At 71.1% G+C, this 24,924-nt stretch carries 14 protein-coding genes; 6 read left to right on the plus strand and 8 right to left on the minus strand.

All coding sequences use genetic code 11. The features are described from left to right. Positions 1–19: 19 nt before the first annotated feature. Positions 20–604: an HdeD family acid-resistance protein gene (locus ACIO52_RS28035; protein WP_218722340.1), complete on the minus strand. Its 585-nt coding sequence runs from the start codon at positions 602–604 to the stop codon at positions 20–22. Positions 605–776: 172 nt separating this feature from the next. Between ACIO52_RS28035 and ACIO52_RS28040 the strand changes: the two genes are divergently transcribed. After that, positions 777–1,751 (plus strand): glycosyltransferase family 9 protein, encoded by a 975-nt coding sequence (locus tag ACIO52_RS28040; RefSeq protein WP_218722339.1) that lies wholly within the window; start codon positions 777–779, stop codon positions 1,749–1,751. Here ACIO52_RS28040 and ACIO52_RS28045 read toward each other — a convergent pair. Further along, positions 1,733–2,065, minus strand: a complete 333-nt coding sequence (locus tag ACIO52_RS28045; RefSeq protein ID WP_218722338.1) for a helix-turn-helix transcriptional regulator — start codon at positions 2,063–2,065, stop codon at positions 1,733–1,735. The two genes, ACIO52_RS28040 and ACIO52_RS28045, sit on opposite strands and share 19 nt — an antisense overlap. Positions 2,066–2,249: 184 nt before the next feature. Between ACIO52_RS28045 and ACIO52_RS28050 the strand changes: the two genes are divergently transcribed. After that, positions 2,250–3,011, plus strand: a complete 762-nt coding sequence (locus ACIO52_RS28050; protein WP_218722337.1) for a M23 family metallopeptidase — start codon at positions 2,250–2,252, stop codon at positions 3,009–3,011. Between the two features lie 6 nt (positions 3,012–3,017). Here the strand turns inward: ACIO52_RS28050 and ACIO52_RS28055 are convergent, their stop codons facing one another. Further along, positions 3,018–3,920: a LysR family transcriptional regulator gene (locus tag ACIO52_RS28055; protein ID WP_218722336.1), complete on the minus strand. Its 903-nt coding sequence runs from the start codon at positions 3,918–3,920 to the stop codon at positions 3,018–3,020. A 90-nt stretch (positions 3,921–4,010) separates the two neighbouring features. On the opposite strand from ACIO52_RS28055, the gene mqo reads away from it, so the two are divergent. Then, on the plus strand, positions 4,011–5,450 hold the full coding sequence (gene mqo, locus ACIO52_RS28060) for a malate dehydrogenase (quinone) (RefSeq protein ID WP_218722335.1): 1,440 nt from the start codon (positions 4,011–4,013) through the stop codon (positions 5,448–5,450). Here the strand turns inward: mqo and ACIO52_RS28065 are convergent. After that, positions 5,434–6,036, minus strand: a complete 603-nt coding sequence (locus ACIO52_RS28065) for a TetR/AcrR family transcriptional regulator (RefSeq protein WP_402648043.1) — start codon at positions 6,034–6,036, stop codon at positions 5,434–5,436. The two genes, mqo and ACIO52_RS28065, sit on opposite strands and share 17 nt — an antisense overlap. Positions 6,037–6,141: 105 nt before the next feature. On the opposite strand from ACIO52_RS28065, the gene ACIO52_RS28070 reads away from it, so the two are divergent. Together ACIO52_RS28070 and ACIO52_RS28075 are read left to right on the plus strand one after the other, a co-directional pair. Continuing rightward, entirely contained in the window at positions 6,142–6,993 is an 852-nt protein-coding gene (locus ACIO52_RS28070) for an SDR family oxidoreductase (RefSeq protein WP_316575119.1), read from the plus strand. A 111-nt stretch (positions 6,994–7,104) separates the two neighbouring features. Continuing rightward, positions 7,105–8,139 carry a hypothetical protein gene (locus ACIO52_RS28075; RefSeq protein ID WP_402648046.1) on the plus strand — a complete coding sequence of 345 codons (1,035 nt, stop codon included), beginning with the start codon at positions 7,105–7,107 and terminating at the stop codon, positions 8,137–8,139. Positions 8,140–8,159: 20 nt separating this feature from the next. Here ACIO52_RS28075 and ACIO52_RS28080 read toward each other — a convergent pair whose 3' ends face one another. Beyond that, positions 8,160–8,486 carry a hypothetical protein gene (locus ACIO52_RS28080; RefSeq protein ID WP_218722331.1) on the minus strand — a complete coding sequence of 109 codons (327 nt, stop codon included), beginning with the start codon at positions 8,484–8,486 and terminating at the stop codon, positions 8,160–8,162. 192 nt (positions 8,487–8,678) lie between these two features. Between ACIO52_RS28080 and ACIO52_RS28085 the strand changes: the two genes are divergently transcribed. Then, the gene (locus tag ACIO52_RS28085; protein ID WP_110040609.1) at positions 8,679–9,014 is read left to right on the plus strand and encodes an RNA polymerase-binding protein RbpA; all 336 of its coding nucleotides are present in this window, start codon (positions 8,679–8,681) and stop codon (positions 9,012–9,014) included. 146 nt (positions 9,015–9,160) lie between these two features. Here the strand turns inward: ACIO52_RS28085 and ACIO52_RS28090 are convergent, their stop codons facing one another. The 3 genes from ACIO52_RS28090 to ACIO52_RS28100 form a co-directional block, all read right to left on the minus strand. Next, positions 9,161–9,940, minus strand: a complete 780-nt coding sequence (locus ACIO52_RS28090; protein WP_218722357.1) for an ABC transporter permease — start codon at positions 9,938–9,940, stop codon at positions 9,161–9,163. A gap of 187 nt (positions 9,941–10,127) precedes the next feature. Continuing rightward, positions 10,128–11,117 (minus strand): ATP-binding cassette domain-containing protein, encoded by a 990-nt coding sequence (locus tag ACIO52_RS28095; RefSeq protein ID WP_402648050.1) that lies wholly within the window; start codon positions 11,115–11,117, stop codon positions 10,128–10,130. Next, positions 11,114–24,781, minus strand: coding sequence for an amino acid adenylation domain-containing protein (locus tag ACIO52_RS28100; RefSeq protein ID WP_402648052.1), 13,668 nt, complete (start codon positions 24,779–24,781; stop codon positions 11,114–11,116). The genes ACIO52_RS28095 and ACIO52_RS28100 overlap by 4 nt, the downstream gene beginning before the upstream one ends. Between the last annotated feature and the right edge of the window lie 143 nt (positions 24,782–24,924).

Raw genomic sequence — 24,924 nt, forward strand, 5'->3', positions numbered from 1 at the left:
GACGAACTTTCCCGTGGCGTCACAGCCCCTGCTGCGCCAGCAGGTGCGAGTCCTTGCGGACGCCGAAGGAGGTGATGATCTCCATGATGCCGATGACGATCAGGAAGATGCCGACCACCACGGTCAGGGTCGCCAGCGAGTTGATCGGCCACACGATCAGGATGACACCGGCGATCGCGCTGATGATGCCGTAGAAGATCTGCCAGCCGCGGCCGGGCACACTCCCGTCCGCCAGGGCGGAGAACAGCACCGCGACACCGCGGAACAGCCAGCTGATGCCGATCCACAGCCCGAGCAGGAAAATCGAGGTGAGATCGTCGCGGAAGCAGAAGATGCCGATGATCAGCGACAGCACACCGCTGATGAAGGAGAGCACCCGGAAGCTGGTGCTGGGCAGATGGGTGAAGGCGGCGATCAACTGGAAGACGCCGCTGACAACCATGTAGATACCGAACAGAATGCCCGCCACGAGCAGCGACGGACCGGGCCACACGAGCACGATGATGCCGAGGACCACCGCGAGGAGGCCGGTGACCAGAATCGTTTGCCAGGTTTTCTTGGCAAGAGCCGCAAATGGGCTCTCCAGCACGGTATTTGTCGTCATGACGAGATGTTATGCCCGGCCGCTCTGGTTTTCCCGATATTAGCTGGAGCCGTGATCGTGTCGCGATCACCCGGCACGCGCCGACCGAGGCCCGGACCCGCCCGCGTGACGACCACCACGTCGTTGCATGCGCGAACGTTTGGTCGGCACAGGTCCCGGGTAGCTCAAGGAGGTGTCGGTTGTACTCGTGCTGCAAGCTCGGGGCCTCGGTGATGTCCTCGCCGCGGTCCCGGCTCTGCGTGCTCTGCGTCGGGCCGAACCACGGAGCAAGATCGTGCTGGCGGCGCCGCATCGATTGGAGCGGATCGTCGACCTGATCTCCTCGGTCGACGAGCTGGTGCCCACCGCCGATCCGGCCGCGTTGATCTGGGACGGGCCCGCGCCCGAGCTGGCGGTGAACCTGCACGGCGCCGACGGCGCGAGTGCGCGCGCGCTCGCCGATACCGGGGCCGCGCGGATCATCGGACACCGCTCCCCCGCCTCGCCCAAGCCCGCCGGGCCCCGCTGGGACCCGGATGCCCATGTCGTCGATCGATGGTGTCTGCTGCTGGAAGCGGAGGGCATCGCGGCCGATCGGCGCAACCTGGGGCTGGTGCCGCCGGTGGCGTCGATCAGCCGCCGCGACTGCGTCGTCGTGCACGTCGGCGCCGGTGCGCCCGCGCGCCGCTGGCCACCGGAACGTTTCGCGGCGGTGGTCCGGCACCTGCTGGTGCTGGGTCGCGACGTCGTGCTGACCGGCGACCCGTTCGAACGTGAGATCGCGGTCCAGGTCGCCGCCCAGGCCGGATTGCCCGACGACCGGGTGCTGGCGGGCAGGCAGAACCTCACCGACCTGGCCGCCACGGTCGCCGAGGCCGCCCTCGTGATCAGCGGCGACACCGGCGTCGCGCATCTGGCGACGGCGTTCGGCACCCGCACGGTCCTGCTGTTCGGCCCGACGCCGCCGCGGCGCGGTGGGCCGCCCGCGCATCTACTCGGCAGGCATGCGGTGCTGTGGGCGGGCCAGGTGGGCGACCCCGACGGCCGGGTGCCCGACCCGGGGCTGCTGCGGATCGGGGTGCCCGAGGTGATCGCCGCGGTCGACGCGCAGCTGGACAAGCAGGACTGGGCCGAATCGACCCGGTTGCGTTACCGCCGGGTCGGTTGACCGGCCGCCGCGGCTTCCCGCAGGGCGGCGGCGTGCGCGGCCAGCGCGCTGGGCCAGAACTGCTCGAGATAGTCGCGGGCGTCGGTGAGGCCGCGCGGGTCCAGGGAGTAGAGGTGCCGGTTGCCGTCGCGGCGCATGCTCACCAGATGGGCTTCGCGCAGGACGCGCAGGTGCTGGGAGGCCGCCGAGCTGGTGATCCCGGCGGTTGCGGCGAGGTCAGCCACCGACCGCGGACCCGAGGGCAACGCCTCGAAGATCACGCGCCTGGTGGGGTCGGACAGCGCGGTGATGGCCCGAACTCCGTTAGCGTCCACTGAATCAGTGTCCCCGGGAAGCGGAGGTTCGGCAATGATCTTGTCTCCTGGGAATTCGCCCCGGTCGCTCCTCGGAATTTCCGCATTCGTTATGGTGTCGTTATAGATCAACTGGCGTTATAGCCGATCGTGATCGCAGCCACATCATTCGCTGTCGAGATCACGGTTTCGCTACGTTCGAAACATGTTCGTGACCAACCCGTTATCCGCTCGAGTCTCCGATGCCCTCGCCGGTCGCTGGGGAGGCGTTGTCGCGGGTGCGGTGGCGCTGTCCGCACTCGTGGGAACCTCGGCTGCCACCTTCGGCGAGTCCGAGACCCCGGTTTCCGACACCAGCATCACCGCCAGCGCGGGCGAAGGCGTCACCGCGGGCCAGTCGCCGTACCGCTTCACCGCCTACACCCCCGTCGAGGCCCAGGGCCCGCAGGGCGAGACCCCCGCGTCGGCCCCGATCCCGTGGGAAGAGCACCGCGAGGCCGTCGCGCTCGCGCTGCCGCCGCTGCCGATCCTTGCCCCGCCTCCGCCGCCGCGCCCGCAGACCGTTCGCCCGGTCAACGGCAGGCTGACCTCCTACTTCGGCGCCCGCTGGGGAGCCGCGCACAACGGCATCGACTTCGGTGACCCGATCGGCGCGCCGGTCTTCTCCGTCACCGACGGTACCGTCATCGAGACCGGGCCCGCCTCCGGCTTCGGGCTGTGGGTGCGCATCCTGCAGGACGACGGCACCATCGGCGTCTACGGTCACGTCAACGAGATCCTCGTCCAGACCGGTCAGCACGTGAACGCCGGTGACGTCATCGCCACCGTCGGCAACCGTGGCCAGTCGACCGGCCCCCACCTGCACTACGAGGTGCACGTCCAGGACGGCTCGCTCTACGGCGCCCCGATCGACCCGCACCCGTGGCTCGCCGCTCGTGGCGTCGACGCCGGTGTCGCCCAGGACTGATCCGCTCTACCACCCGAGTCGCGCCGTGTGCGCGATCAGGAAATCCCGCAGCCGCGCGACCGCGAGTGTCGGACCATGGTCTCCCGAGACCAGGCCGATCTCGCGGTCGCGTTCGCCGTCGATCGGCACGACCACCAGATCGGGGTGCGCGATCTCGGCCGCGGGCAACAGGGCGACGCCGAGCCCGAGCGCGACCAGTTCGCGCAGGGTCTCGAACTCGGTGATCTCGAACAGCACCCGTGGCGTGAAACCGGCTGCGGCGCACCAGCTGTCGAGCAGTGCGCGCAGCTGATAGCTGGGCGGGTTGGCGATGAACGCCGCGTCGGCCAGCTCGGCGAGATCGACCCGGGCGCGCCCGGCCAGCGGATGGGTGCGCGCCACGTGCAGACTGATGCGCTGCCTGCCCAGCGGCACCGTCGGCAGATCCGGGGGCGGCGGGATCATCACCGCCAGGTCCAGCCCACCCGCGCGCACCTGCTCGGCCAGCGCCTCCCCGTGCGCCTGCACCAGATGCAGCCGGATCCGCGGCGCCCTGGTGTGGAACTGGGCCAGCAGCGACGGAATGCTCACCGGGCCCAGGGTGAGCGGGAAACCGAAGCGGACCAGCCCGCTGTCGGGGTCGGCGTCGGCGCGCACCCGGCGCACCGCGTCGTCGAGGGAGCGCACCAGGCCGCGGGTGTGTTCGTAGAGCTCGCGACCCTGCGGCGTGAGGGTCACCCCGCGCCCGACCGGCTGGAACAGCGCCACCCCGAGTGTCTGCTCGAGCGTCTTGATCCGGCGGCTCACCGAGGACTGCGGCACGCCGAGTCGCTGGGCCGCCCTGGTGATGTGCCCCGCCCCGGCCGCCGCGTCGAACGCCGCCAGCAGCGGCGCGAGCGCCTGCGCTCCTCCGTCGCCTGAATCATCCATATTCGGATGATATTCGCACCAATCTCGTATTGGACGGATCACTCCCGGTCGCGTGACGATGGCGGTACACAGCTCACGGGAGGTTCGACGATGACCGAGACGACACCTCGCCCCACATCCGGTGGTGGCGACGACATTCTCGACGCGGTGCTGATCGGCGGCGGGATCATGTCCGCCACCCTCGGCGCCCTGCTCAGCACGCTCGCGCCCGATTGGTCGATCGCGCTGTTCGAACGGCTCGGCGAGCCCGCCGCCGAGAGCAGCCATCCCTGGAACAACGCGGGCACCGGCCACTCCGGCCTCTGCGAACTCAACTACATGCCCGACCCCCGCGACGGCGACCGCGCGGCCGGGATCGCCGAGCAGTTCCAGCTCACCCGGCGGTTCTGGGCGGCGCTGGCCCAGCGCGGCGAACTCGACCCGGCGACCTTCGCCACCCCGACCCCGCACGTCACCGTGGTGTTCGGCGACCACGACATCAGCTACCTGCGGCAGCGCTACGCCACCCTGCGCGAGCGGCCCGCCTTCGCGACGATGGAGTACACCGAGGACCGCGCCGTCATCGCGCAGTGGGCGCCGCTGCTGGTCCGCGGCCGGGCCGAGGACGAGGCCATGGCCGCCACCCGGCACACCGCGGGCACCGATGTCGATTTCGGCGCGCTGACCAGGTCGCTGCTGTCGACGATGACCGCGGCGGGCAACGCGGTCCGGCTGCACCGCGAGATCACCGGGCTCACCCGCGACAGGGACGGCCTGTGGACCGTGCGCGGCCGGGACCTCGACAGCGGCAGGCGTTTCCGGGTGCGCACGCGGTTCGTGTTCGTCGGCGCGGGCGGCTATGCGCTGCGGCTGCTGCAGCGCGCGGGCCTGCCCGAGGTGCGCGGCTACGGCGTGTTCCCGCTGGGCGCGCAGTTCCTGCGGACGACGAATCCCGAAGTCGTCGCCGAACACGGCGCGAAGGTCTACAGCCAGGCCGCGCTCGGCGCCCCGCCGATGTCGGTTCCGCACCTGGACCGCCGCGAGGTCGACGGATCGGCCGCGCTCCTGTTCGGCCCCTATGCCACCTTCAGCACCCGCCTGTTGCGGTACGGAAAACTGACCGACCTGTTCACCACGCTGCGACCGCACAACATCGTGCCGCTGGTCGCCGCGGGTCTGCGGAATCTGGATCTGGTGCGGTACCTGATCACCGAGCTCCTGGCCTCGCCGCGGCGCAAGTTCCAGCAGCTGCAGCGCTTCTATCCGACCGCCGACCCGGCCGACTGGGAACTGATCCCGGCCGGGCAGCGCGCCCAGCTGATCAAGCCCGACCGCGAGCGCGGCGGTGTGCTCGAATTCGGCACCGAGCTGGTGACCGGCGCCGACGGCACCGTCGCCGGGCTGCTCGGCGCGTCACCCGGCGCCTCGATCGCCCCGTCGATCATGCGGGACCTGCTCGACCGCTGCTTCCCCGAACGGCGCTACGAGTGGGCGCCGCTGCTGGCGGAGCTGCTGCCCGAGGACGCGGCCACGGTCAGCGCGGCGCGTTGACCAGGGCCCCGATCAGGCGGTGGCTGCGCGCGCTCATCTCGGCGGCCGTCTGCTCGGGGTGGCGCAGCCACCACAGCACCAGCGAGGTCACCGACCCCATCCAGACATCGGTGAAGGCCGACAGGTCGTCGGGGTCGGTGAGGGCGAGCGTGCTGAGCGCGTCGGCGACGCCACGCGCGGCCTGGGCGGCGATCCGCCGACGGGCCGCGCGCACGGCGTCGGCGGCCGGACCCTCGTGCGGGTGCGAGCGGTCGAAGACGACGGTCCAGTCGTGCGGACGCGGTGCGAGAGCGACGAACAGCGCTTCGAGGGTCCGCTCGGCCTTGGTCAGGCCGCTCGCCCCGGTGATGGCGGTTTCGATCGCGTCGTAGATGACGGTGGCCGCGCGCTCGACGCAGGCGATGTAGAGCCCGTCCTTGGACTGGAAATAGGTGTACACCAGCGGTTTGGACACACCGGCTCGCTGCGCGACCTCGGCGGGCGAGAGCCCCGCGTAGCCGACTCGCCCGATCTCGGCGACGGCGGCGTCGAGGATCTGCTGCTCACGCTCGGGGCGCGGGACACCCTTGGTTCCGGCTGTGCTCACCCGGCCCATCCAACCATCGCGACGACTCCTGTTGACACTCAATTGACTGATTTGTAATTTACTAGATAGTAAATTAATTCGGCCCCCTCGACGCCAGGAGTCCCCGTGCTCGACCGCCTCGCGCAGTCCCTGCTGCTCAACCCGCCCGCGTTGCCGCGCACCGTGGCGCGACTCGTGCTCGGCGAACGGCACGAGATCGCCGGCAAGACCGTCCTGCTGACCGGCGCGTCGTCCGGCGTCGGCCGGGCCGCCGCGCTCGCGCTGGGACGCGACGGCGCGCGGCTGATCCTCATCGCCCGTGCCGCCGAACCGCTGCTCGAGGTGCGCGACGCCGTGCGCGCGGCCGGCGGCCGGGCCGAGGCCGTCACCTGCGACCTGTCCGACCCCGGGGAGACCGACGACCTGGTCAAGACCGTGCTCGAGCAGTACGGCACGATCGACGTGCTGGTCAACAACGCCGGGCGCTCGATCCGCCGTCGCGCCGCCGACGCCACCGACCGGTTCCACGACTACGAACGCACCATGGCGCTGAACTACTTCGGCGCGGCCCGCCTCACCATGGGCCTGCTGCCCTCGATGCTCGCGACCGGCGACGGACACGTCGTCAATGTCGCCACCTGGGGCGTCGCCGCCGGCACGATGCCGATGTTCACCGCCTACCACGCCTCCAAGGCCGCGCTCGGCGCGTTCGGGCGCAGCCTGGGCGCCGAGACCAGAGCGCGCGGCGTGCATGTCACCACGGTCGGATTCCCGCTGGTGCGAACCGAGATGATCGCCCCGACCGGCGCCTACGACGAGTCGGCGGCGTTGACCGCGGAGCAGGCCGCGGACTGGATCCGCACCGCGATCCGGACCCGGCCGATCGAGCTGTATCCCCGCTACACCCGCCTGCTGCAGGCCGTCGCGACCGTCTCGCCGCGCGCGGTCGACGCCGTCATCTGGCGCCTGGGGATCTGATCCGATCCCGATGACCGCACCGGAGTAGGGCCTTCCCCCTACCCGGGTACTGGTCGCGAACCGTTCCGCAGCGGGAGGTCTTGCGGCGCACCGGATTTCTACCGTCGAGACATGGCGACGATCGATCTCTCCCACACCCTGTCCCGCCTCCGGTTCCCCGCCGCACCCGCGCGCGGTGTCGGTACCGACCGCGCCCCCTGGCACGGCCCGCTGCTGGTGAACTCCGCGCTGATGAGCGCGCTCGTGCTGGTGTCGGTGGTCGGCATGCTGGTCGACGACCGGACGCTGCTCGGCGAGTCGGTCTGGCTCAAACCCGCCAAGTTCGGGCTCGCCTTCGCCCTCTACGGCGTGACGCTGGCCTGGATCCTGCGGCTGCCGCACCGGGGCAGGCGGGCGACCTGGTGGCTGGGCACCGTCTTCGCCGTCACCGGGATCGCCGACGTCGGGTTCATCGCGCTGCAGGCCGCGCGCGGCACGTTCAGCCATTTCAACACCGCCGAGGAGACCGTCAACCAGATCGGCCAGCAGGTCTTCGCCTCCGGCGTGCCCGGCCTGTTCCTCGCCAATCTCGTGCTCGCCCTGATCATCTCGTGGCAGAAGCTGGCCGACCGGCCGACCCGGATCGCGTTGAAAGCCGGACTGTGGCTGGCGGTGGTCGGCATGGCGCTCGGGTATCTCATGGGCTTCACCGGGCCGCAACTGGTGCGCCGGTCCGACGGCACCGTCGTCGGCTTGATGGCCGGGCACACCGTCCACGCAGGTGGCGCGCACGGCGACGCGGTCCGCGACGGGGTCGGCGCGATGCCGCTGACCCATTGGAGCACCACCGGCGGCGACCTGCGCATCCCGCACTTCGTCGGGCTGCACGGCATCCAGGTGCTACTGCTCCTGGCCGTCGTGCTGGTCGCCCTGGCACCCCGGTATCGGTGGCTGCGCGCGGAGACCATCCGCGCGGCGCTGCTCGGGGTCGCGGTGCTCGGCTACTTCGGAGTGCTCATCCTCGTGCTCTGGCAAGCGCTCCGCGGTCAGCCGCTGGTCAGCCCCGACCTCGCCACCGTGGGCGCCGCGACCGCGCTCGCGCTGCTCGTCGCGGGTGGCGTGGCGGCCGTGTACCTGCGGGCCCGCGAATCCGCGGACATCAGCTAGCCTCGCTCGCCCCAGGGCTTTCAGCGCAACCGCTCGGCTTCGCGCGACAGCTGCACCAGGGTGGCGCTGAGCTGGGCCAGCTCGGCGTGCTCGGCCCCCTCGGCCACCGCCGTCGCCACATCCTCCGCGGCACATCTGGCCGCGAACCAGCGATCGGCCAGATCCGCGGCTTCCTGGGCGGACAACACCACGGCGTCCTCCGGAATCCCGGTTCCCTTGAGGCTGGTGCGGTGCTCGTAGGCTCGTTGACGGCACGACTGGCGGCAATAGCGGCGACGGCGCCCCGACTCGGAATCCACGATCTCCCGCCCGCACCACAGGCAGGACAGCAGGCGACTGCGCGACATGCTGCGAAACCCTATCGGTCCGGCGGCCGGTCGGGCGGCTCAGGTCTCGCTCAGCGGGCACGGACCGGGCCGTCCCGGCTCAGGGGTCGCCCGGCCGGTCCGCCGCTGCGACTACAATGGAACAGTTCAGAGGTCCCGTGCGTTAACGGTAGGACCACGACCGGCGCCAGCCGCCAAAGACAGGGAGCACACATGGCAGATCGCGTACTCCGAGGCAGTCGGCTCGGAGCGGTGAGCTACGAGACCGACCGCGACCACGACCTGGCCCCCCGCCGGATCGCCCGCTACCGCACCGACAACGGTGAGGAGTTCGACGTCCCGTTCGCCGACGACGCGGAGATCCCGCCGACCTGGCTGTGCCGCAACGGCCAGGAAGGTCAGCTCATGGAGGGCACCACGGTGGAGACCAAGAAGGTCAAGCCGCCGCGCACCCACTGGGACATGCTGCTGGAGCGTCGCAGCAAGGAGGAGCTCGAGGAACTGCTCAAGGAGCGCCTCGAACTGCTCAAGACGCGCCGCCGCGGCTGAGGCTTTCCCGCCTCCCCGGGATTCAGGCCAGACACAGGAGCGCTACCGGCAGCCACGCGGCTGCCGGTAGCGCTCCTGTCATGTTTGCCGGTACCCGGTGAGTTACCCATGTCCTCGCGGGACAGGCGGTACCGGTCGCGGGAGGGTCAGTGGCTGGCGACCTTTCGATACTGGAGCAACGCCGCGGGCATGGCGATCGCCAGGATCACCACCGAGCAGATGATCGCGTAGAGCACGCAGTTGTCGGCGGCCCAGCCGGTGGCGGGGGCGAACGACGGTGGAGCGTCGTTGTCGAACAGCTTGCGGCCCGCGGCCGAGACCGCGGTGATCGGGTTCCACTCGGCGATGGTGCGCAGCGGGCCCGGCAGCGTCTCGGCGGAGATGAACGCCGAGGAGATGAACGACAGTGGGAACATCCAGATCAGGCCCGCGCTCTGCGCGACCTCGACCGTCGGTGAGATCAGCCCGGTGAGGGCACCGACCCACGACATCGCGAACGCGAACAGCAGGATGATGGCGAAGGCCAGCGCCGCGTCGGCGACGCTGCCGTGGATGCGCCAGCCGACGATGTAGCCGCAGATCACCATCACGCCCAGGCTCAGCACGTTGACCACCAGGTCGGACAGCGTGCGGCCCATCAGCACCGCCAGCCGCGACATCGGCAGCGTCCGCATCCGGTCGATGATGCCCTTCTGCAGGTCGCCCGCGAGGCCGACCGTGGTGAAGGCGGCATTGAACGCGACCGTCTGGGTGAAGATGCCGGCGAGCAGGAACTCGCGATACTGGTCGCCGCCCAGCGACGCGCCGAAGATGTAGGCGAACAGGAATACGAACATCAGCGGCTGGATCGTCGCGGTCACCAGCAGCGTCGGCACCCGCAGAATGGTCAGCAGATTGCGGTGCGCCACGATCGCGCTGTCGCGGATGAACCGGGCCCGCGGCGGCGCCTCGTCGGGTGCGGCGGGACGCGGTGGACTCGTTTGAATCGGCAGGTCACGGGTCTCGTACTCGTCCGCGACCTCGGGTGCCACACTCACGACCGCACCTCGCTGGCGCTCGGCTCCGTGGTGCGCGTGCGCACGCTGTGTCGATGGTTCGCTCGCCGAGGCTCGCTCACGACAGGATCTCCTCTTGCACGTCGTCGGTTTCGGGTTCGGCGGCCGGCTCGGCCGGGGTGCCGGTGAGGGAAAGGAACACGTCGTCGAGGGTGGGCCGGACGACGACGGCGTCGAGAACACACACGCCCGCGTCGTCGAGGCGGCGCAGTGCTTCGACCATGGTGCGCGAGCCGTTGCCCACCACCACCGACACCTCGTCGCTGCCGGGTTCGTGGATCGGTTCACCGATCCCGACCTGCTGCAGCACCTGCACCGCGGGACTCGGGTTCTGCCCCGCGGCCAGGGTGACGGTGAGCCGGTCGCCGCCGATGGAGGTCTTCAGCTCGTCGGCGGAGCCGCGCGCGATGACCGTGCCCTTGTCGATGACCGTGATCCGGTCGGCGAGCAGGTCGGCTTCCTCGAGGTACTGGGTGGTGAGCAGCACGGTGGTGCCGTCGTCGACGAGGTCACCGATCACCTTCCACATGTCCAGGCGCCCGCGCGGGTCCAGCCCGGTGGTCGGCTCGTCGAGCACCACCACCGGCGGCCGGGCCACCAGCGCGCCCGCCAGGTCGAGCCGGCGCGCCATGCCGCCGGAGTAGGTGCCGGCGCGCCTGCCCGCCGCGTACTCGAGGCCGAGCGCGTTGAGCAGTTGCTCGGCCCGCGCGGTCGCCTGCTTGCGGGACATGCCGTACAGCCGCGCCACCATCCGTAGGTTCTCGTAGCCGGTCAGGTTCGCATCGACGGCCGCGTACTGACCGGACAGGCCGATCCTGGTGCGCGCGGTGGCCGGGTCGGCCAGCACGTCGACACCGGCGACCCGGATCGAGCCCGCGTCGGGCCGCAACAGCGTGGTGACGACCCGCACGGTGGTCGTCTTGCCCGCGCCGTTGGGACCCAGCAGGCCGAGAACCGTGCCCGCCGGGATCTCCAGATCGATCTCCTTCAGCACGCGCACCTTGCCGTAACTCTTGGCCAGGCCACGTACTTCTACCGCCAAACTCACGGACGCATCTCCTTCTGGCCGCCGCCGCACACGGTGATCTCCGGGACGGCGTCGAGGTGGCGATGCAGCACGGGGCCGATCGCCGCCAGCGATTCCGGCGTGGTCATCGCCGCATGCCTGCAGGGCAGGTCGTGGTTGTGGATGTTGCCGGTGACGAACGGCTGCCAGGCCTCGGCGCACCTGGCCGGATCGGCGGCGTTGATCTCGTCCGCCGCGGCGGTGAAGAACACCAGGTCGCCGTCGAAGGTGCGCGGCCGGAACCGGTTCGCCATCACCGTGCCGTCGGCGTACCCGGTGTAGAGCCGTTCGAGATTCTCGACCGAGAGCGCGGCGAACGGGCCCGGCTGTGCCCGCAGCAGATCCGCCGCTTCGTGCAGGTCGATGTCGGCGGGCAGCTGCGCCCCGCCGAGGATGTCGGCGCCGAACTCGCCGAGGATGTCGGCCACGCTCGGCATCGCGGTGTCGAGCCAGCGGTCGCCGAGCTGGTAGCTGTCCATCATGGCCAGCAGCGCGACGTCCTCCCCCGCGTCCTGTAGCTGCACCGCCACTTCCTGCGCGATCAGGCCACCGAGCGACCAGCCGAGCAGGTGGTAGGGACCGTGCGGCTGGATCGACTTGATGTGTGCCACATAGTGTCCGGCCGCCTCGGGGATCGAGGTGAACCGGTCGTCGCCGGACACGTGCGGCGCCTGCAGGCCGTACACCGGACGCTCGGGCGCGAGGTGGGCGAGCAGTCCGGCATAGCACCAGGCCAGGCCGATCGCGGGGTGTACGCAGAACAGCGGGGTGTCGTGCGGACCGGTGGACGGACGGAGGGCGAGCACCGGCCCCGTCGCCGCCGCCATCGCCGCGCCCGCGTCGGCACCGTCGAGCCGGGCAGCGATGCCGGCCGGCGTGGCGTCGCCGAACATCAGCTGCACCGGCATGTCGTAGCCCTGCTCACGCAGCGCGGCGACGACCTTGGTAGCCAGCAGCGAGTTGCCGCCGAGTTCGAAGAACCCGTCGTCGGCGCCGACCCGCTCCACCCCGAGCACCTCGGCGAACACCGTGCACAGCGCCACCTCGGCCGGGGTCACCGGCGCGCGGTAGCCCTCGGCGGCGAGGAACACCGGCTCGGGCAGCCGGGCCCGGTCCAGCTTGCCGACGGGGCTGAGCGGCACCTCGTCGAGCAGCATGACCGACTGCGGAACCATGTAGTTCGGCACGTGCCCGCCGACGTGGTCGAGCAGTTCCCGCACCGTCGGCGCGGTGCCCGCCCTGGCCTTCACGTACGAGACCAGCGCGGTGACGCCCGCCTGGGTGGTGTGCCCGATGGTGAGCGCGAACTCGACATCGGCGTGCCTGCCGAACGCGACGTCGATCTCGCCGAGTTCGATGCGGAAACCACGCACCTTCACCTGGTGGTCGGTGCGGCCCACGTACTCGACGTCGAGCGCCGACTTCGCGCCGTCGCGCCAGCGCACCAGGTCGCCCGTGCGGTACATCCGTTCGCCCGGTGCGCCGTAGGGATTGGCGACGAAGCGCTGGGCGGTCAGGCCCGGCCGGTTGTGGTAGCCGCGAGCCAGCGCCGAACCGGCCAGCTGCAGCTCGCCGGTGACGCCGATCGGGGTCGGATGCAGCCGCCGGTCCAGCACGGTGGCGCTGACGCCGCGGATCGGGCCGCCGATGGTGATCGGCCCCTGCGGGCTCATCGGCTGCGGCATCAGCGTGACGATCGTCGTCTCCGTCGGGCCGTACACGTTGTAGAAATTGCGTCCCGGCGCCCACCGGGCCAGCAGGTCCGGTGGCAGCGCCTCGCCACCGACGAGCACGTGTGCCAGCGAGTGCACGCCCGCCGGGTCGACGGTACCGAGCGCGGCGGTGGTGATGAACGCGTGGGTGATCCGCTCCCGGATGAACAGCTGCCGCAGATCCTCGCCACCGACGATGCCGGGTGGTGCGATCACCAGGGTCGCCGCCCCGCCGAGCGCGAACAGGATGTCGAGCATCGACCCGTCGAAACTCGGCGTGGCGAAGTGCAGGACCCGGCTGCCGGGCCGCACGTCGTAGCGATCCGCGCACTCGGCGGCGAAGTTCGAGATGCCGCCGTGGGTCACCACCACGCCCTTCGGCGTGCCGGTGGAACCGGAGGTGTAGACCACGTACGCCGGGTTGGCCACCCGCAGCGGCCGGATCCGGTCGGCGTCGGTGACCGGCGAATCGTCGGTGCCGAGCACCTTCGCGCGGGTGTGCGGATCGTCGAGCACCAGCCAACGGCAGTCGCCGGGCAGCCGGTCGCGGTGCGCCAGCAGGGTCAGGCCCACGGCCGCACCGGAATCGGTGAGCATGTGGCTGATCCGCTGGGCCGGGTAGTTGGGGTCGACCGGGACGAACGCCGCACCGGCCTTGGCGACGGCGAGCATCGTCGCCACCGACTCCACCGAGCGCGGAATTCCCAGGGCCACCAGGCTTTCCGGGCCGATGCCCTGAGCGATGAGGACCCGGGCGAGCCGGTTGGTCCAGCGGTCGAGCGCGTCGTAGGTGACGACCGTGTCGCCGGCACACAGCGCCACCGCGTCCCTGGACCGGGCGACGGCGGCACCGAACACCTCGGCGAAGCTGACCGGGGTATCCGCGCGGGTGCCGTGCACCGGCGCGAGCGCGGTCCACTCGACGGCGTCGAGCAGCGCGAGGTCGCCCACGGCCGTGTTCGGATCGGCCGCGACCGCGGTGAGCAGCCGCACCAGCCGGTCGCCCAGCCTGCGCGCGGTGACCTCGTCGAACAGGTCCGCCGCGTAGTTCACCGCCAGCGTGACACCGTCGGCGACGCGCGCGGCGGTCTCGGTCTCGGTGAAGGTGAACTGCAGGTCGAACTTGGCGATGCCGGCGTCGGCCTCGACCGCCTCGATCCGCAGCCCGGGCAGCTCGAGCATCCGCACCGGGGCGTTGCGCACCGACAACATCACCTGGAACAGCGGGTGATGTGCCTGGGAGCGCGCCGGATTGAGCACCTCGACGAGCCGCTCGAACGGCATGTCGGCGTTGGCGAACGCGTCGAGGTCGCGGTCGCGCACCGAACGCAGCAGGTCGATGAAGGCGCGCTCGTCGGTGACCTCGGTGCGCAGCACCAGGGTGTTGACGAACATGCCGATCATCGAGTCCAGGGCCGGGTGGCCACGGCCCGCCGTCGCGGTACCCACGGCGATGTCGTCGTCACCGGTGACCCGGTGCAGCAGCACGGCCAGGGCCGCGTGCAACACCATGAACATGCTGACGTTGTTGGCCGTGGCGATGCCGCGCAGCGCCCGGTGGGTGGCCGCGTCGACCTCGCAGTCGACCGTGCCGCCCCGGTAGGAGGGCACCGGCGGGCGCGGCCGGTCGGCCGGGACCGTGATCAGTTCGGGCAGGCCGTCGAGCGCCTCGCGCCAGTGCGCGAGCTGCTTGCTGATCAACGAGTCGGGGTCGTCCTCGGTGCCGAGGAGTTCCTGCTGCCACAGCGTGTAGTCGGTGTACTGGATCTCCGGGATCAGCTCGCCGAACGGCTCGCCCTCGCGGATGCCGCGGTAGGCGGCGGCCACTTCCCCGGCCAGCGGTTCCAGCGACCAGCCGTCCATCGCGATGTGGTGCACGACGAGCACCAGCACGTGCTCCTTGGACCCCGCGACGGCCAGCTTGGCCTGGGCGGGTACCGGCAGGCCGGTGTGGTCGACGGTGATCAACGCGGCTCGCATCGGCACCGAGGACGACAGGTCGAAGCCCGGGGTGACGAAGCGGGTCACCGCCGCGCCGACCTCGTCGGGGGTCGCCGTCGCGTGGAACAGCGTGACGGCCGCGATCTCCGGATCGAGTACGAGCTGTTCGGGCTCGCCCGCGCTCTCCGGGAACACCGTGCGCAGGGTCTCGTGCCGACGTTGCACCGTGTGCAAAGACGCAATGAGCGCATCGAGGTCGATCGGGCCGTGCAAGCGCAGCACGACCGGGATGTTGTAGGCGCCCGCCGACTGGCTCTCGCCCTCGGCGCCCGCGTTGAACCGGTTCAGGAACCAGAGCCTGCGCTGGGCCGCGGACAGCGGAATCCGCTCCGGGCGTTCCTGCTTCACCAGGTCGGGGCGGCCTTCGTCGCCGGACGGCCCGGACTCGATGAGCGCGGCCAGCTCTTCGACGGTCGGCGCGGCGAACACGGTCCGCACCTCCAGCCGCACATTGCTGGCGGCGGCCAGCCGCGCCACCAGCTGGGTGGCCAGCAGCGAGTTGCCGCCGATGTCGAAGAAGCTGTCGGTGGCGGAGACCTCGTTACCGCCGACCAGTTCCTCGAACACCCGCGCGACGAGCCGCTCGGACGCGGTCTGCGGCGCGCGGCCCGCGGTGGCGGTGAACTCCGGTTCCGGCAGCGCGCCCCGGTCCAGCTTGCCGACCGGGGTCAGCGGTACGCGGTCGAGCAGGGTCAGCGACGCGGGCACCATGTGCCCGGCCAGCCGGGCCGCCGCGTGGTTTCGGACCCGAGCCAGTTCGGTCGGGTCGGTGCCCTCGGCCAGCTGCACCCAGGACACGATGCGGTCGTCGCCGGCGATCCGCCTGACCTCGGTGTGCGCGAAGCGCACCTCGGGATGGCTGCCGAGCACGGCGCTGATCTCGCCGAGCTCGATCCGGAAGCCACGCACCTTGACCTGGTGGTCGCTGCGGCCCAGGTAGTCCAGTTCGCCGTCGGCGGTCCAGCGCACGACGTCACCGGTGCGATACATCCGGGCGCCCGCGGGCCCGGCCGGATCCGCGACGAAGCGCCCGGCGGTCAGGCCGGACCGCTGGTGGTACCCCTGCGCGATGCCCGCGCCGCCGAGGTAGAGCTCGCCGGGCACGCCCGTGGCGACCGGCCGCAGCCGCTCGTCCAGCACGAGGACCTGCGCACCACGCACCGGCGTGCCGATGGTCACCGGGACACCGACGCGCAGCTGCGACATCGCCGCGATGACGGTGAACTCGGTGGGGCCGTAGGCGTTCACGAACCGGCGGCCCGGCGCCCAGTTCTCCACCAGGTCCGGCGGCACGGCCTCGCCGCCGGCCATGAGTCCGCGCAGCCGCGGCAGCGGCCAGCGGGTGGCGTCGATCGAGGCGAGCACCGCCGGGGTCAGGAAGGTGTGGGTGATGTCCTCACGCTCGAGCAGCGCGCCGAGCTCGTCGCCACCGTAGATGTCGATCGGGCCGATCACCATCTCGGCCCCGGACCAGACCGCCAGCAGCATGTCGAGCACGGAGACGTCGAAGCTCGGGGTGGAGAAGAAGAACGTGCGGGCGAAGCGGTCCAGGCCCATCCGCTCCTGCAGGTCCACCGCCAGGCTCACCAGACCGCTGTGGGTGACGGTCACGCCCTTCGGCAGACCCGTGGAGCCCGAGGTGTAGATCTGGTAGGCCAGGTCGGCGGGGCGCACCGGCCGGATGCGCTCCGCGTCGGTGATCGGCACGCTGTCGTAGCCCGCCAGTTCGGCGTGCAGTGCCTCGTCGTCCACCAGCAGCCACTGGGTGTCGAGTGGACCGGCCGCCTCGCGCAGCGACTCGGCATCGGCCGTCGTGGTGATCACCGCGCGCGCACCGGAGTCGGTGAGCATGTGCCGCACCCGGTCGGCGGGGTAGCGCGGGTCGACCGGCACGAAGGCCGCGCCGCTGGCCGCGACGCCGAAAATGGCCAGCGCGCAGTCCAATCCGCGGGTCAGGCCGACCGCGACGCGGTCGCCGGTGCCGATGCCGCGAGCGATCAGCGCACGCCCGAGCCGATGCGCCCGGAAGCCGACCTCGTCGTAGTTCAGCTCCCCCACCGCACCGGCGACGCTGCCGCCGGCGAACCAGCGCAGGGCCGGGCGATGGGCGAAGGTGGTGGCCGCGCGTTCGACGATGTCGGCCAGCACGATCGGGGTCACCGCGGCCGGTCCCTGCGCGGGCACCAGCGACCGGCGCTCGGGCACCGTGAGGGCGTCGATCTCGCAGACCAGCTGTCGCGGATCGGCCGTCACCTGGGTGAGGATCTCGACGAACCGGATGGCCATGGTCTCGACCGTGGCGGCGTCGAACATCTCGGCGGCGTACACGAAGTCGAACGTGCGGGTCTCGCCGTCGCCGGGCGCCACCCGCAGCTCCAGATCGAACTTGGCGCGGGCGATGTCGAGTTCCTCGGCCGCCAGCCGCAGACCCGGCAGTTCCAGTTCCGGCGTGCGGTCGTCCTGCATGCTCAGCGCGACCTGGAACAGCGGGTGCCGGTTGCTCGCCCTGCTGTCGCGGCCGAGCGCGTCGACGACGCGCTCGAACGGCAGGTCGGAGTTGGCGATCGCGGCGAGTTCGTCGTCGCGGTCGGCGTGCAGCAGGTCGACGAAGCTGCGGCCCGGGTCCACGTCGGACCGCAGGACCAGCGTGTTGACGAACATGCCGACCAGATCGTCGAGCTGGATGTCGGTGCGGCCGGCCACCGGCGTGCCGATCGGGATGTCGCGACCACCGGTGACGCTGCGCAACAGCACCGCCAGCGCCGAGCGGACCACCATGAACAAGCTGACACCCGTCTCCGCGGCCAGCTCCTGCATGGCGCGCTGCAACGGTGCCGAGATCTCACACCGCACGCTGCCCGCCACTCCGGTCGGTTCGGCCGGACGCGGCCGGTCGAACGGCAGCGGCAGTTCGTCGGGCAGTTCGGCCAGGGCCGCGCGCCAGTGCGCGAGCTGGGTGGCGGCGATGCTGTCCGGGTCGTCCTCGGCGCCGAGAACCGCGCGCTGCCACAGGCTGAAGTCGGCGTACTGCACGGGCAGTGGCGCGCGCACCGGTTCGGTGCCCGCCGCTCTGGCCACATACGACAGCGCCAGGTCCCGGGTGAGCGGACCGAGCGACCAGCCGTCGGCGGCGATGTGGTGCACGACCACGCCGAGCAGATGCTCCCCCGGCCCGACCCGCAGCAGCCGGGCCCGCAGCGGGGTCTGGCCGGTGAGGTCGAAGCCCTGCCGGGCCAACGTGGTCAGCGCATCGAGCGCCTGGTCCGGATCGGCGTCGACGGCCTCGAGCGCGGGCAGCGCCGCGGCGACCGGCAGCACGATCTGCTGGGCGCCGGACAGATCCTCCGGGAAGATCGTGCGCAGCACCTCGTGGCGCTCCACCAGATCGGTGAGTGCGGACCGCAAAGCGCTGATGTCCAGATCTCCGCCGATTCGCAAGACGAATGCGATGTTGTAGGCGCTGGATTCGGGGGACAATCTGTTGAGGAACCACAGCCGCTGCTGCGGCAGCGACAGTGGTATGCGTCCCGGGCGTGGGGTGTGTACCGCCAGCGCCACCCGCTGCGTCCGGGGCGCTTCCGTGATCAGCTGGGCGATGCCAGCCACGGTCGGCGCCTCGAAGATCTGCCGGACCGGCAGGTCCACACTGAAATCCGCGTGCACGGCCGCCGCGAGCCGGGTGGCCAGCAGCGAGTTGCCGCCGATCTCGAAGAAGCTGTCCTCGGCGCCGGGAACCGGGCGGCCGAGAATCTCGGTGAATACCGCGGCGACCCGCATCTCCAGGTGCGTGCGAGGTGCGCGTGAACCGGCGGCGACGGCGAATTCCGGTGCGGGCAGCGCCTTTCGGTCCAGTTTGCCCGCCGGGGTCACCGGCATCCGGTCCAGCACGGCCAGCGCGGCCGGCACCATGTAGCCGGGCAGCCTGCCGCGCGCGGTGTCGAGCACCGCGGCCGGGTCGACCGGGCGGTCGGCGGTCACGTACGACGCGAGCCGCTGCTGGCCCTGCTCGTCGACGTGCACGACGGTCAGCGCCGAGCGCACGCCCGGGTGTTCGCGCAGGACGTGGTCGATCTCGCGCAGTTCGATCCGGAAGCCGCGGATCTTGATCTGGTCGTCGGCGCGACCGAGGAAGCGCAATCGGCCCACGGCGTCGGAGACGACGAGATCGCCGGTGCGGTACATGCGTTCGCCGACGCGCCCGTGCGGGTTGGCGACGAATCGCTGCGCGGTGAGCGCGAGCTTGCCGAGATAGCCGCGGGCGACACCGGGACCGGACACGTAGAGCTCACCCGGGGTCCCCGGCGGCACCGGGCGCAGGCGGCCGTCGAGCACGAACAGCCGCATGCCACGCACCGGCGCGCCCAACGGCACCGGCTCCCCCGCCACCATGGCCGCGCTCGCGGTGACCGCGACGGTCGCCTCCGACGGCCCGTACATGTTGTGCATCCGGTAGTTCGTCGCCCACCGCTGCACCAGCTCGTCCGAGCAGGCCTCACCACCGACGATGACCGTGCCCAGGTCCGGGAAGTCGCCGGCGGGCACCGTGGCCAGCGCGGCCGGAGTGATGAACGCGTGGGTGATCCGCTCCGAGCGCAGGAAGTTCGCCAGTTCCACGCCGCCGTACAGATCGGCGGGCGCGACGACGACGGTCGCCCCCGCCGCGAAGCCGAGCAGCAGCTCGAGCACCGAGGCGTCGAAGCTGGGCGAGGAGAAATGCATGGTCCGCGCCGCGTCGGTCACCTTGAACAGCTGCGTCTGCTCGCTGGCGAGCGAGGCGATGCCGGCATGGGTGACGACCACGGCCTTGGGCGTGCCCGTCGACCCGGAGGTGTAGATCAGGTACGCGGGCTGACCGGCACGCATCGGGTGACTGCGGTCGGTGTCGGTGAGCGGGGTGGCCGAACGGCTCGCGCAGTCCGCCTCGAATTCGGCGGTGCCGAACACCAGCCACTCCGGCGCCTTGCGGTGCTTGCCCGTGGTGGTGGGCAGCGCGGCGAGGTGTTCGGGCAGGGTGAGCCCGAGCGCGGCGCCGGAGTCGCCGATCATGTGTGCGATCCGCTCGGCCGGGTAGGCCGGATCGACGGGCACGTACGCGGCGCCGGACTTGGCCACCGCCCAGATGGCGACGATCGACTCCAGACTGCGGGGCAGCGCGACCGCGACCACCGCTTCCGGACCGGCGCCGTGCGCGATCAGGCTGCGCGCCAACCGGTTCGAGCGTTCGTCGAGCTCGCGGTAGGTGGTGTCGAAGCCGAGGTAGCGCACGGCGACGGCGTCCGGCAGCCGCTGCGCGATCTCCCCGAGCAGCCGGGCCAGGGTGCCGGCGGGCTCGGCCGGTGCGCCCGCGACGGGCACCAGCCGCGCGATCTCGCGGCGCTCGAGCAGGTCGAGATCGCCGATCGGCCGGGTCGGGTCGGCCACCACCGCGGCCAGCAGCGTGGTGAACCGGCGGGCGATGGCCTCGACCGTCGCGCGATCGAAGACGTCGGTGGCGAAGCCGAATTCGGCGTCCAGTGGTCCGTCGTCGTGGTTGTCGCGCACCTCGAGCTGCAGGTCGAACTTGGCGACGCCGGACTCCAGCGGCACGAGTTCGGCACTGACACCGGGCAATTCGACCCGCAGTTCCGGGGTGCGGTCGTAGGACAGCATCACCTGGAACAGCGGGTGCCGGGCCGTGGAGCGTTCCGGGTTGACGAGGTCGACGAGGCGCTCGAACGGCACGTCGGGGTTGGCGAAGGCGTCGAGGTCGGTCTCGCGGACCTGGTCGAGCATCCGGTCGAAGCCGGCGGCCGGGTCGACCTCGGTGCGCAGCACCAGCGTGTTGACGAACATGCCGACCAGCTCGTCGAGGGCCGGATCGGACCGGCCCGCGATGGGCGTGCCGATGGTGATGTCGTTGCCCGCGCAGATCCGGGCCAGCAGGGCCGCCAGGACCGCGTGCAGCACCATGAACATGCTCACGCCGTGGCTGTGCGCGAGTTCGCTGACCGCCCGGCGCATTTCGGCGTCGATGGTGAATCCCACCGTGTCGCCGCCGGTGCCGCGCCGCAGCGGGCGCGGGCGGTCCAGCGGCAGGTCGAGCTGATCGGGCAGCCCCGCCAGCGCGTCGCGCCAGTGGCCGAGCTGCTTGCCCAGGGGCGCTTCGGGATCGGTCTCGTCCCCGAGCAGTTCCCGCTGCCACAGCGCGAAGTCGGCGTACTGCACCGGCAGCGGGGTCCACTGCGGCGCGGCGCCCTGCGCCCTGGCGGCCACCGCCGACATCAGGTCCCTGGCCAGCGGCGCGATCGACCAACCGTCGCCGCTGATGTGGTGCAGCACCACCAGCAGGACGTGCTCGTCGGCGCCGACCCGGAACAGAGCGACCCGCAACGGGGTCTCGGTGCGCAGATCGAAGCCGCGGCCGGTCGCCTCGGCGACGAGGTCGGTGAGGTCGGCAGCGACGACGTCGACCGGTGCCAGGTCCGGTTCCACCGCGGCCGCGGGATGGATCAGCTGGTAGGCGCCGTCCGGCCCCTCCGGGAAACTGGTCCGCAGGCTCTCGTGCCGGTCCAGCACGTCGCGCAGGCCGGCCCGCAGGGCGTCGAGGTCGAGGCGCCCGGTCAGGCGCAACGCGAGCGGCATGTTGTAGGCCGCGGCGTGTTCGGCGAACCGGTTGAGAATCCACAGCCGCTGCTGGGCCAGCGACAGCGGCACCCGTTCGGGCCGGACCGCGGGAACCAGCTTCGGCGTGGAGGTTTCGGGCTTGTGGGTGCTGATGTAGCCGGCCAGCGCCGCGATGGTCGACGCCTCGAACAGGTCCCGGATGGTCAGGTTCGCGTCGAGGGTGGTGTTGATCCGCGCGACCGCGCGGGCCGCGACCAGCGAGTTGCCGCCGAGATCGAAGAAGCTGTCCTCGATGCCGATCGCGGTGCCGTCGAGGGCCAGCACCTCGGTGAAGATCTCGGCGAGCGCGCATTCCAGCTCGGTCTGCGGTGCGGCGGCACCGGTGGTGAGCCGCACGCCCACAGTCGGCTCGGGCAGCGCCTTGCGGTCGACCTTGCCGTTGGCGCTCAACGGCAGTTCGTCGAGTACGACCAGCGCCGAGGGCACCATGTAGGACGGCAGACCGCGTCGCAGTCCCGACAGCAGGACGGCGGGCTCGGGGGACGCGCTGCCCGGCGTGGCCACCACGTAGGCGACGAGTTCGTCGTCACCGGTGCGCCCCGCGCGTGCCACACAGACCGCGCGGGCGATGTGGTCCTGAGCGAGCAGCGCGGATTCGATCTCACCGAGTTCGATGCGCAGACCGCGGATCTTGACCTGGAAGTCGGTGCGCCCCAGGTATTCCAGGATCGGCCGGTCGAGCTGCCAGCGCGCCAGGTCACCGGTGCGGTACATGCGCGCACCGGGAGTGAACGGATTGGCGACGAATCGGTCGGCGGTCAGATCGGGACGGCCGAGGTATCCGCGCGCCAGCTGCGTGCCCGCCAGGTAGAGCTCGCCGACGACCCCGGGCGGGACCGGGCGCAGCTGCGGGTCGAGCACGTAGGTCTGGGTGTTCCACACCGGCGAGCCGATCGGCACCGTGGTCGCCTCGGCCGGGCACGGCCAATAGGTGACGTCGACGGCCGCCTCGGTGGGCCCGTACAGGTTGTGCAGCTCCGGACCACCGGTCGGGCCGTGCAGCGCGGTGTGGAAGTCGGCGACGGTGGCTCCCGGCAACGCCTCCCCACTGCAGAACACCCGGCGCAGCCCGGCCCCGCCTGCCACCCGCGGGTCGGTGACGAACAGCGACAGCATCGACGGCACGAAATGCGCCGTGGTGATGGATTTCTCGGTGATGATGCGGGCGAGGTAGGCCGGGTCCCGATGTCCGTCGGGCGCGGCGACGACCAGGCGCGCGCCGACCTGCAACGGCCAGAAGAACTCCCACACCGATACGTCGAAGGTGGCGGGTGTCTTCTGCAGGACGGCGTCGGTGTGGTCGAGCGGGTACTCGGCCTGCATCCAGCGCAGCCGGTTGACGATCGACGCGTGCGTGACGCCGACGCCCTTGGGCTTGCCGGTCGAGCCGGAGGTGAAGATGACGTAGGCGAGGTGCTCGGGGCGCAGTGGCGCGCGCCGATCGGCGTCGGTGATCGGCGCGACGTCGTGCCCGGTGACGTCGAGGGTGTCCAGATCCACCCGCGCCACGCCCTCGGGCAGGCGCACCAGGTCGCGGGCCGCGGTGAGCACGCACACCGGTCGCGCCTGCGCCACCACGGATTCGATGCGGTCGGCGGGGTGTTCCGGGTCCAGCGGCAGGTAGGCGGCGCCGGTGGCGAGGACCGCGTACATGCCGATGACCATCTCGACACTGCGGTGCAGGCACAGCCCGACCGTCGTCTCCGGGCCGGCACCCCGCGCGATGAGCTCGCGCGCCAGCTGGTTCACCCGATCGGCGAGTTCGGCGTAACCGATTGCGCGGTCACCGAATTCGAGCGCGACGGCATGCGGGCTGCGCCGCGCCTGGTCGGTGAACAGCGACACCAGCGTGGCGGTCGGCACCGGCATCTCGGTGGCGTTCCACTCACGCAGGACCCGCGCCTGCTCCGCGGTGGTGATCGCGGTCAGCGCGCGGGTGGGGGTGGTGGGCTCGGCAGCCAGGAAGCGGGCGAGGAAATCCAGGTAGCGCCCGTGGTGGGCGGCGACCTCGGCCTCACCGTAGAGTTTGGGATTGGCTTCGAAGTCGAGCTGGATGCGGCCGCCGTCGCCGTTGTAGATGTTGATCGAGAGGTCTTCGACGGGGCCGGTCGCGAGCACGTGCAGCTGGCCGGCGATGTCGCCGAACTTCAGCTCGTCGTGGAACAGCATGATGTTGACCATCGGGCCGAAGAAGCCACGCGCGTCGCGCGAGTAGCCGCAGTCGCGGCGAATGTCGTCGGAACGGTAGCGCTGGTGCCGCAGCGCGCCGGTGATCTGCAGCTCGGTCTGGCGCACGACGTCGGCCACGGTGGTGTGCTCGTCGAAGCGCACCCGCAGCGGCACCACGTTCGACACCACACCCGCCGAACGGCGCAACGCGACGGTGGTGCGGGCCGAGACCGGAAGGCTCAGAACGACATCGGAGTCACCGGTCACCGACCGCACGTAGGCGGCCAGCGCCGCGACGATGAGCGCGGAGTTGGCCGAGCCGTGCGTGGCGATCGCCTCGGTGAGCAGGGTGTCGAGATCGGGATCGAGGACCGCGGTGGCGCGATGCCGACCCGGATCGTGGGTGTCGCCGGTGACGGTCACCGACGACAGCGTCATCGGCTCGCCCACACCGGCGAGCTGTTCGGTCCAGTACTCGCGATCGGCGCGGCAGCGGCTGGACTCGCGGTAGCGGGACTCGTCGGCGTAGAGGTCGACCAGCGCGGCGGCGCGCGAGACCGACGGTTCGCGCTGCTCGCCGATGGCGGTGTAGATCTCGGCCGTGCGAGTCAGCGCGTTCATCGCACCGTAACCGTCGATAACGATGTGGTGTCCGCGTTCGTACCAGAACCAGTCCTGGTCACCGATCCGCAACACGACATTGATGGTGAGCGGCTCGCGCTCCACATCGATGGGGGTGCTGGCGTGGTCGTTCATCCAGCGCAGCGCCGCGGCGCGCGGGTCGGGCTCGCCGCGCAGGTCGATCCGGGCCCAGCCCGGCCGCCACGCCAGGTCGACCCGCTGATGTGGCACGCCGTCGATCTCGAGTAGGCGCACGTGTCCCACCTGGGATTCAGCACCGTAGCGTTCGACCGCGTACAGCAACCGGCCGACGTCCAGGTCACCGTGCAGTTCGACGTAATGAGCGATCGTGAGGGGAATATCGGGCCGGATCCGTTGCGCGTACCACAGGGCCGTCTGACCGGGCGAGAGAGCGAACGGTTGGCCCGGATCGTCGTCGGTGAGGCATGAGCTGACGCGGTCGGTGGCCAATGAACTCATCAAGCACTCCGTTCTGCCTTTGTGTCACAACTCCCCGAGCAGCGCCCGGGCACACGACGGCCCTGGGCGTGGCTATCCACGCCCATAGATTCGGAGTACTCCGGCAGCCGGATGGCTACCGATGTGGATTTGTTTCGAGCTCT

The sequence above is a fragment of the Nocardia sp. NPDC087230 genome (genome assembly GCF_044744725.1).
GTDB classification, from domain to species: Bacteria; Actinomycetota; Actinomycetes; order Mycobacteriales; family Mycobacteriaceae; genus Nocardia; species Nocardia canadensis.

What these genes read in the sequence shown, in the direction of transcription:
- ACIO52_RS28080 (WP_218722331.1), bottom strand. Translation starts at nt 8,486, where the DNA reads ATGTCGCGCAGTCGCCTGCTGTCCTGCCTGTGGTGCGGGCGGGAGATC.
- ACIO52_RS28050 (WP_218722337.1), top strand. Translation starts at nt 2,250, where the DNA reads ATGTTCGTGACCAACCCGTTATCCGCTCGAGTCTCCGATGCCCTCGCC.
- ACIO52_RS28035 (WP_218722340.1), bottom strand. Translation starts at nt 604, where the DNA reads ATGACGACAAATACCGTGCTGGAGAGCCCATTTGCGGCTCTTGCCAAG.
- mqo (WP_218722335.1), top strand. Translation starts at nt 4,011, where the DNA reads ATGACCGAGACGACACCTCGCCCCACATCCGGTGGTGGCGACGACATT.
- ACIO52_RS28055 (WP_218722336.1), bottom strand. Translation starts at nt 3,920, where the DNA reads ATGGATGATTCAGGCGACGGAGGAGCGCAGGCGCTCGCGCCGCTGCTG.
- ACIO52_RS28075 (WP_402648046.1), top strand. Translation starts at nt 7,105, where the DNA reads ATGGCGACGATCGATCTCTCCCACACCCTGTCCCGCCTCCGGTTCCCC.
- ACIO52_RS28085 (WP_110040609.1), top strand. Translation starts at nt 8,679, where the DNA reads ATGGCAGATCGCGTACTCCGAGGCAGTCGGCTCGGAGCGGTGAGCTAC.
- ACIO52_RS28100 (WP_402648052.1), bottom strand. Translation starts at nt 24,781, where the DNA reads ATGAGTTCATTGGCCACCGACCGCGTCAGCTCATGCCTCACCGACGAC.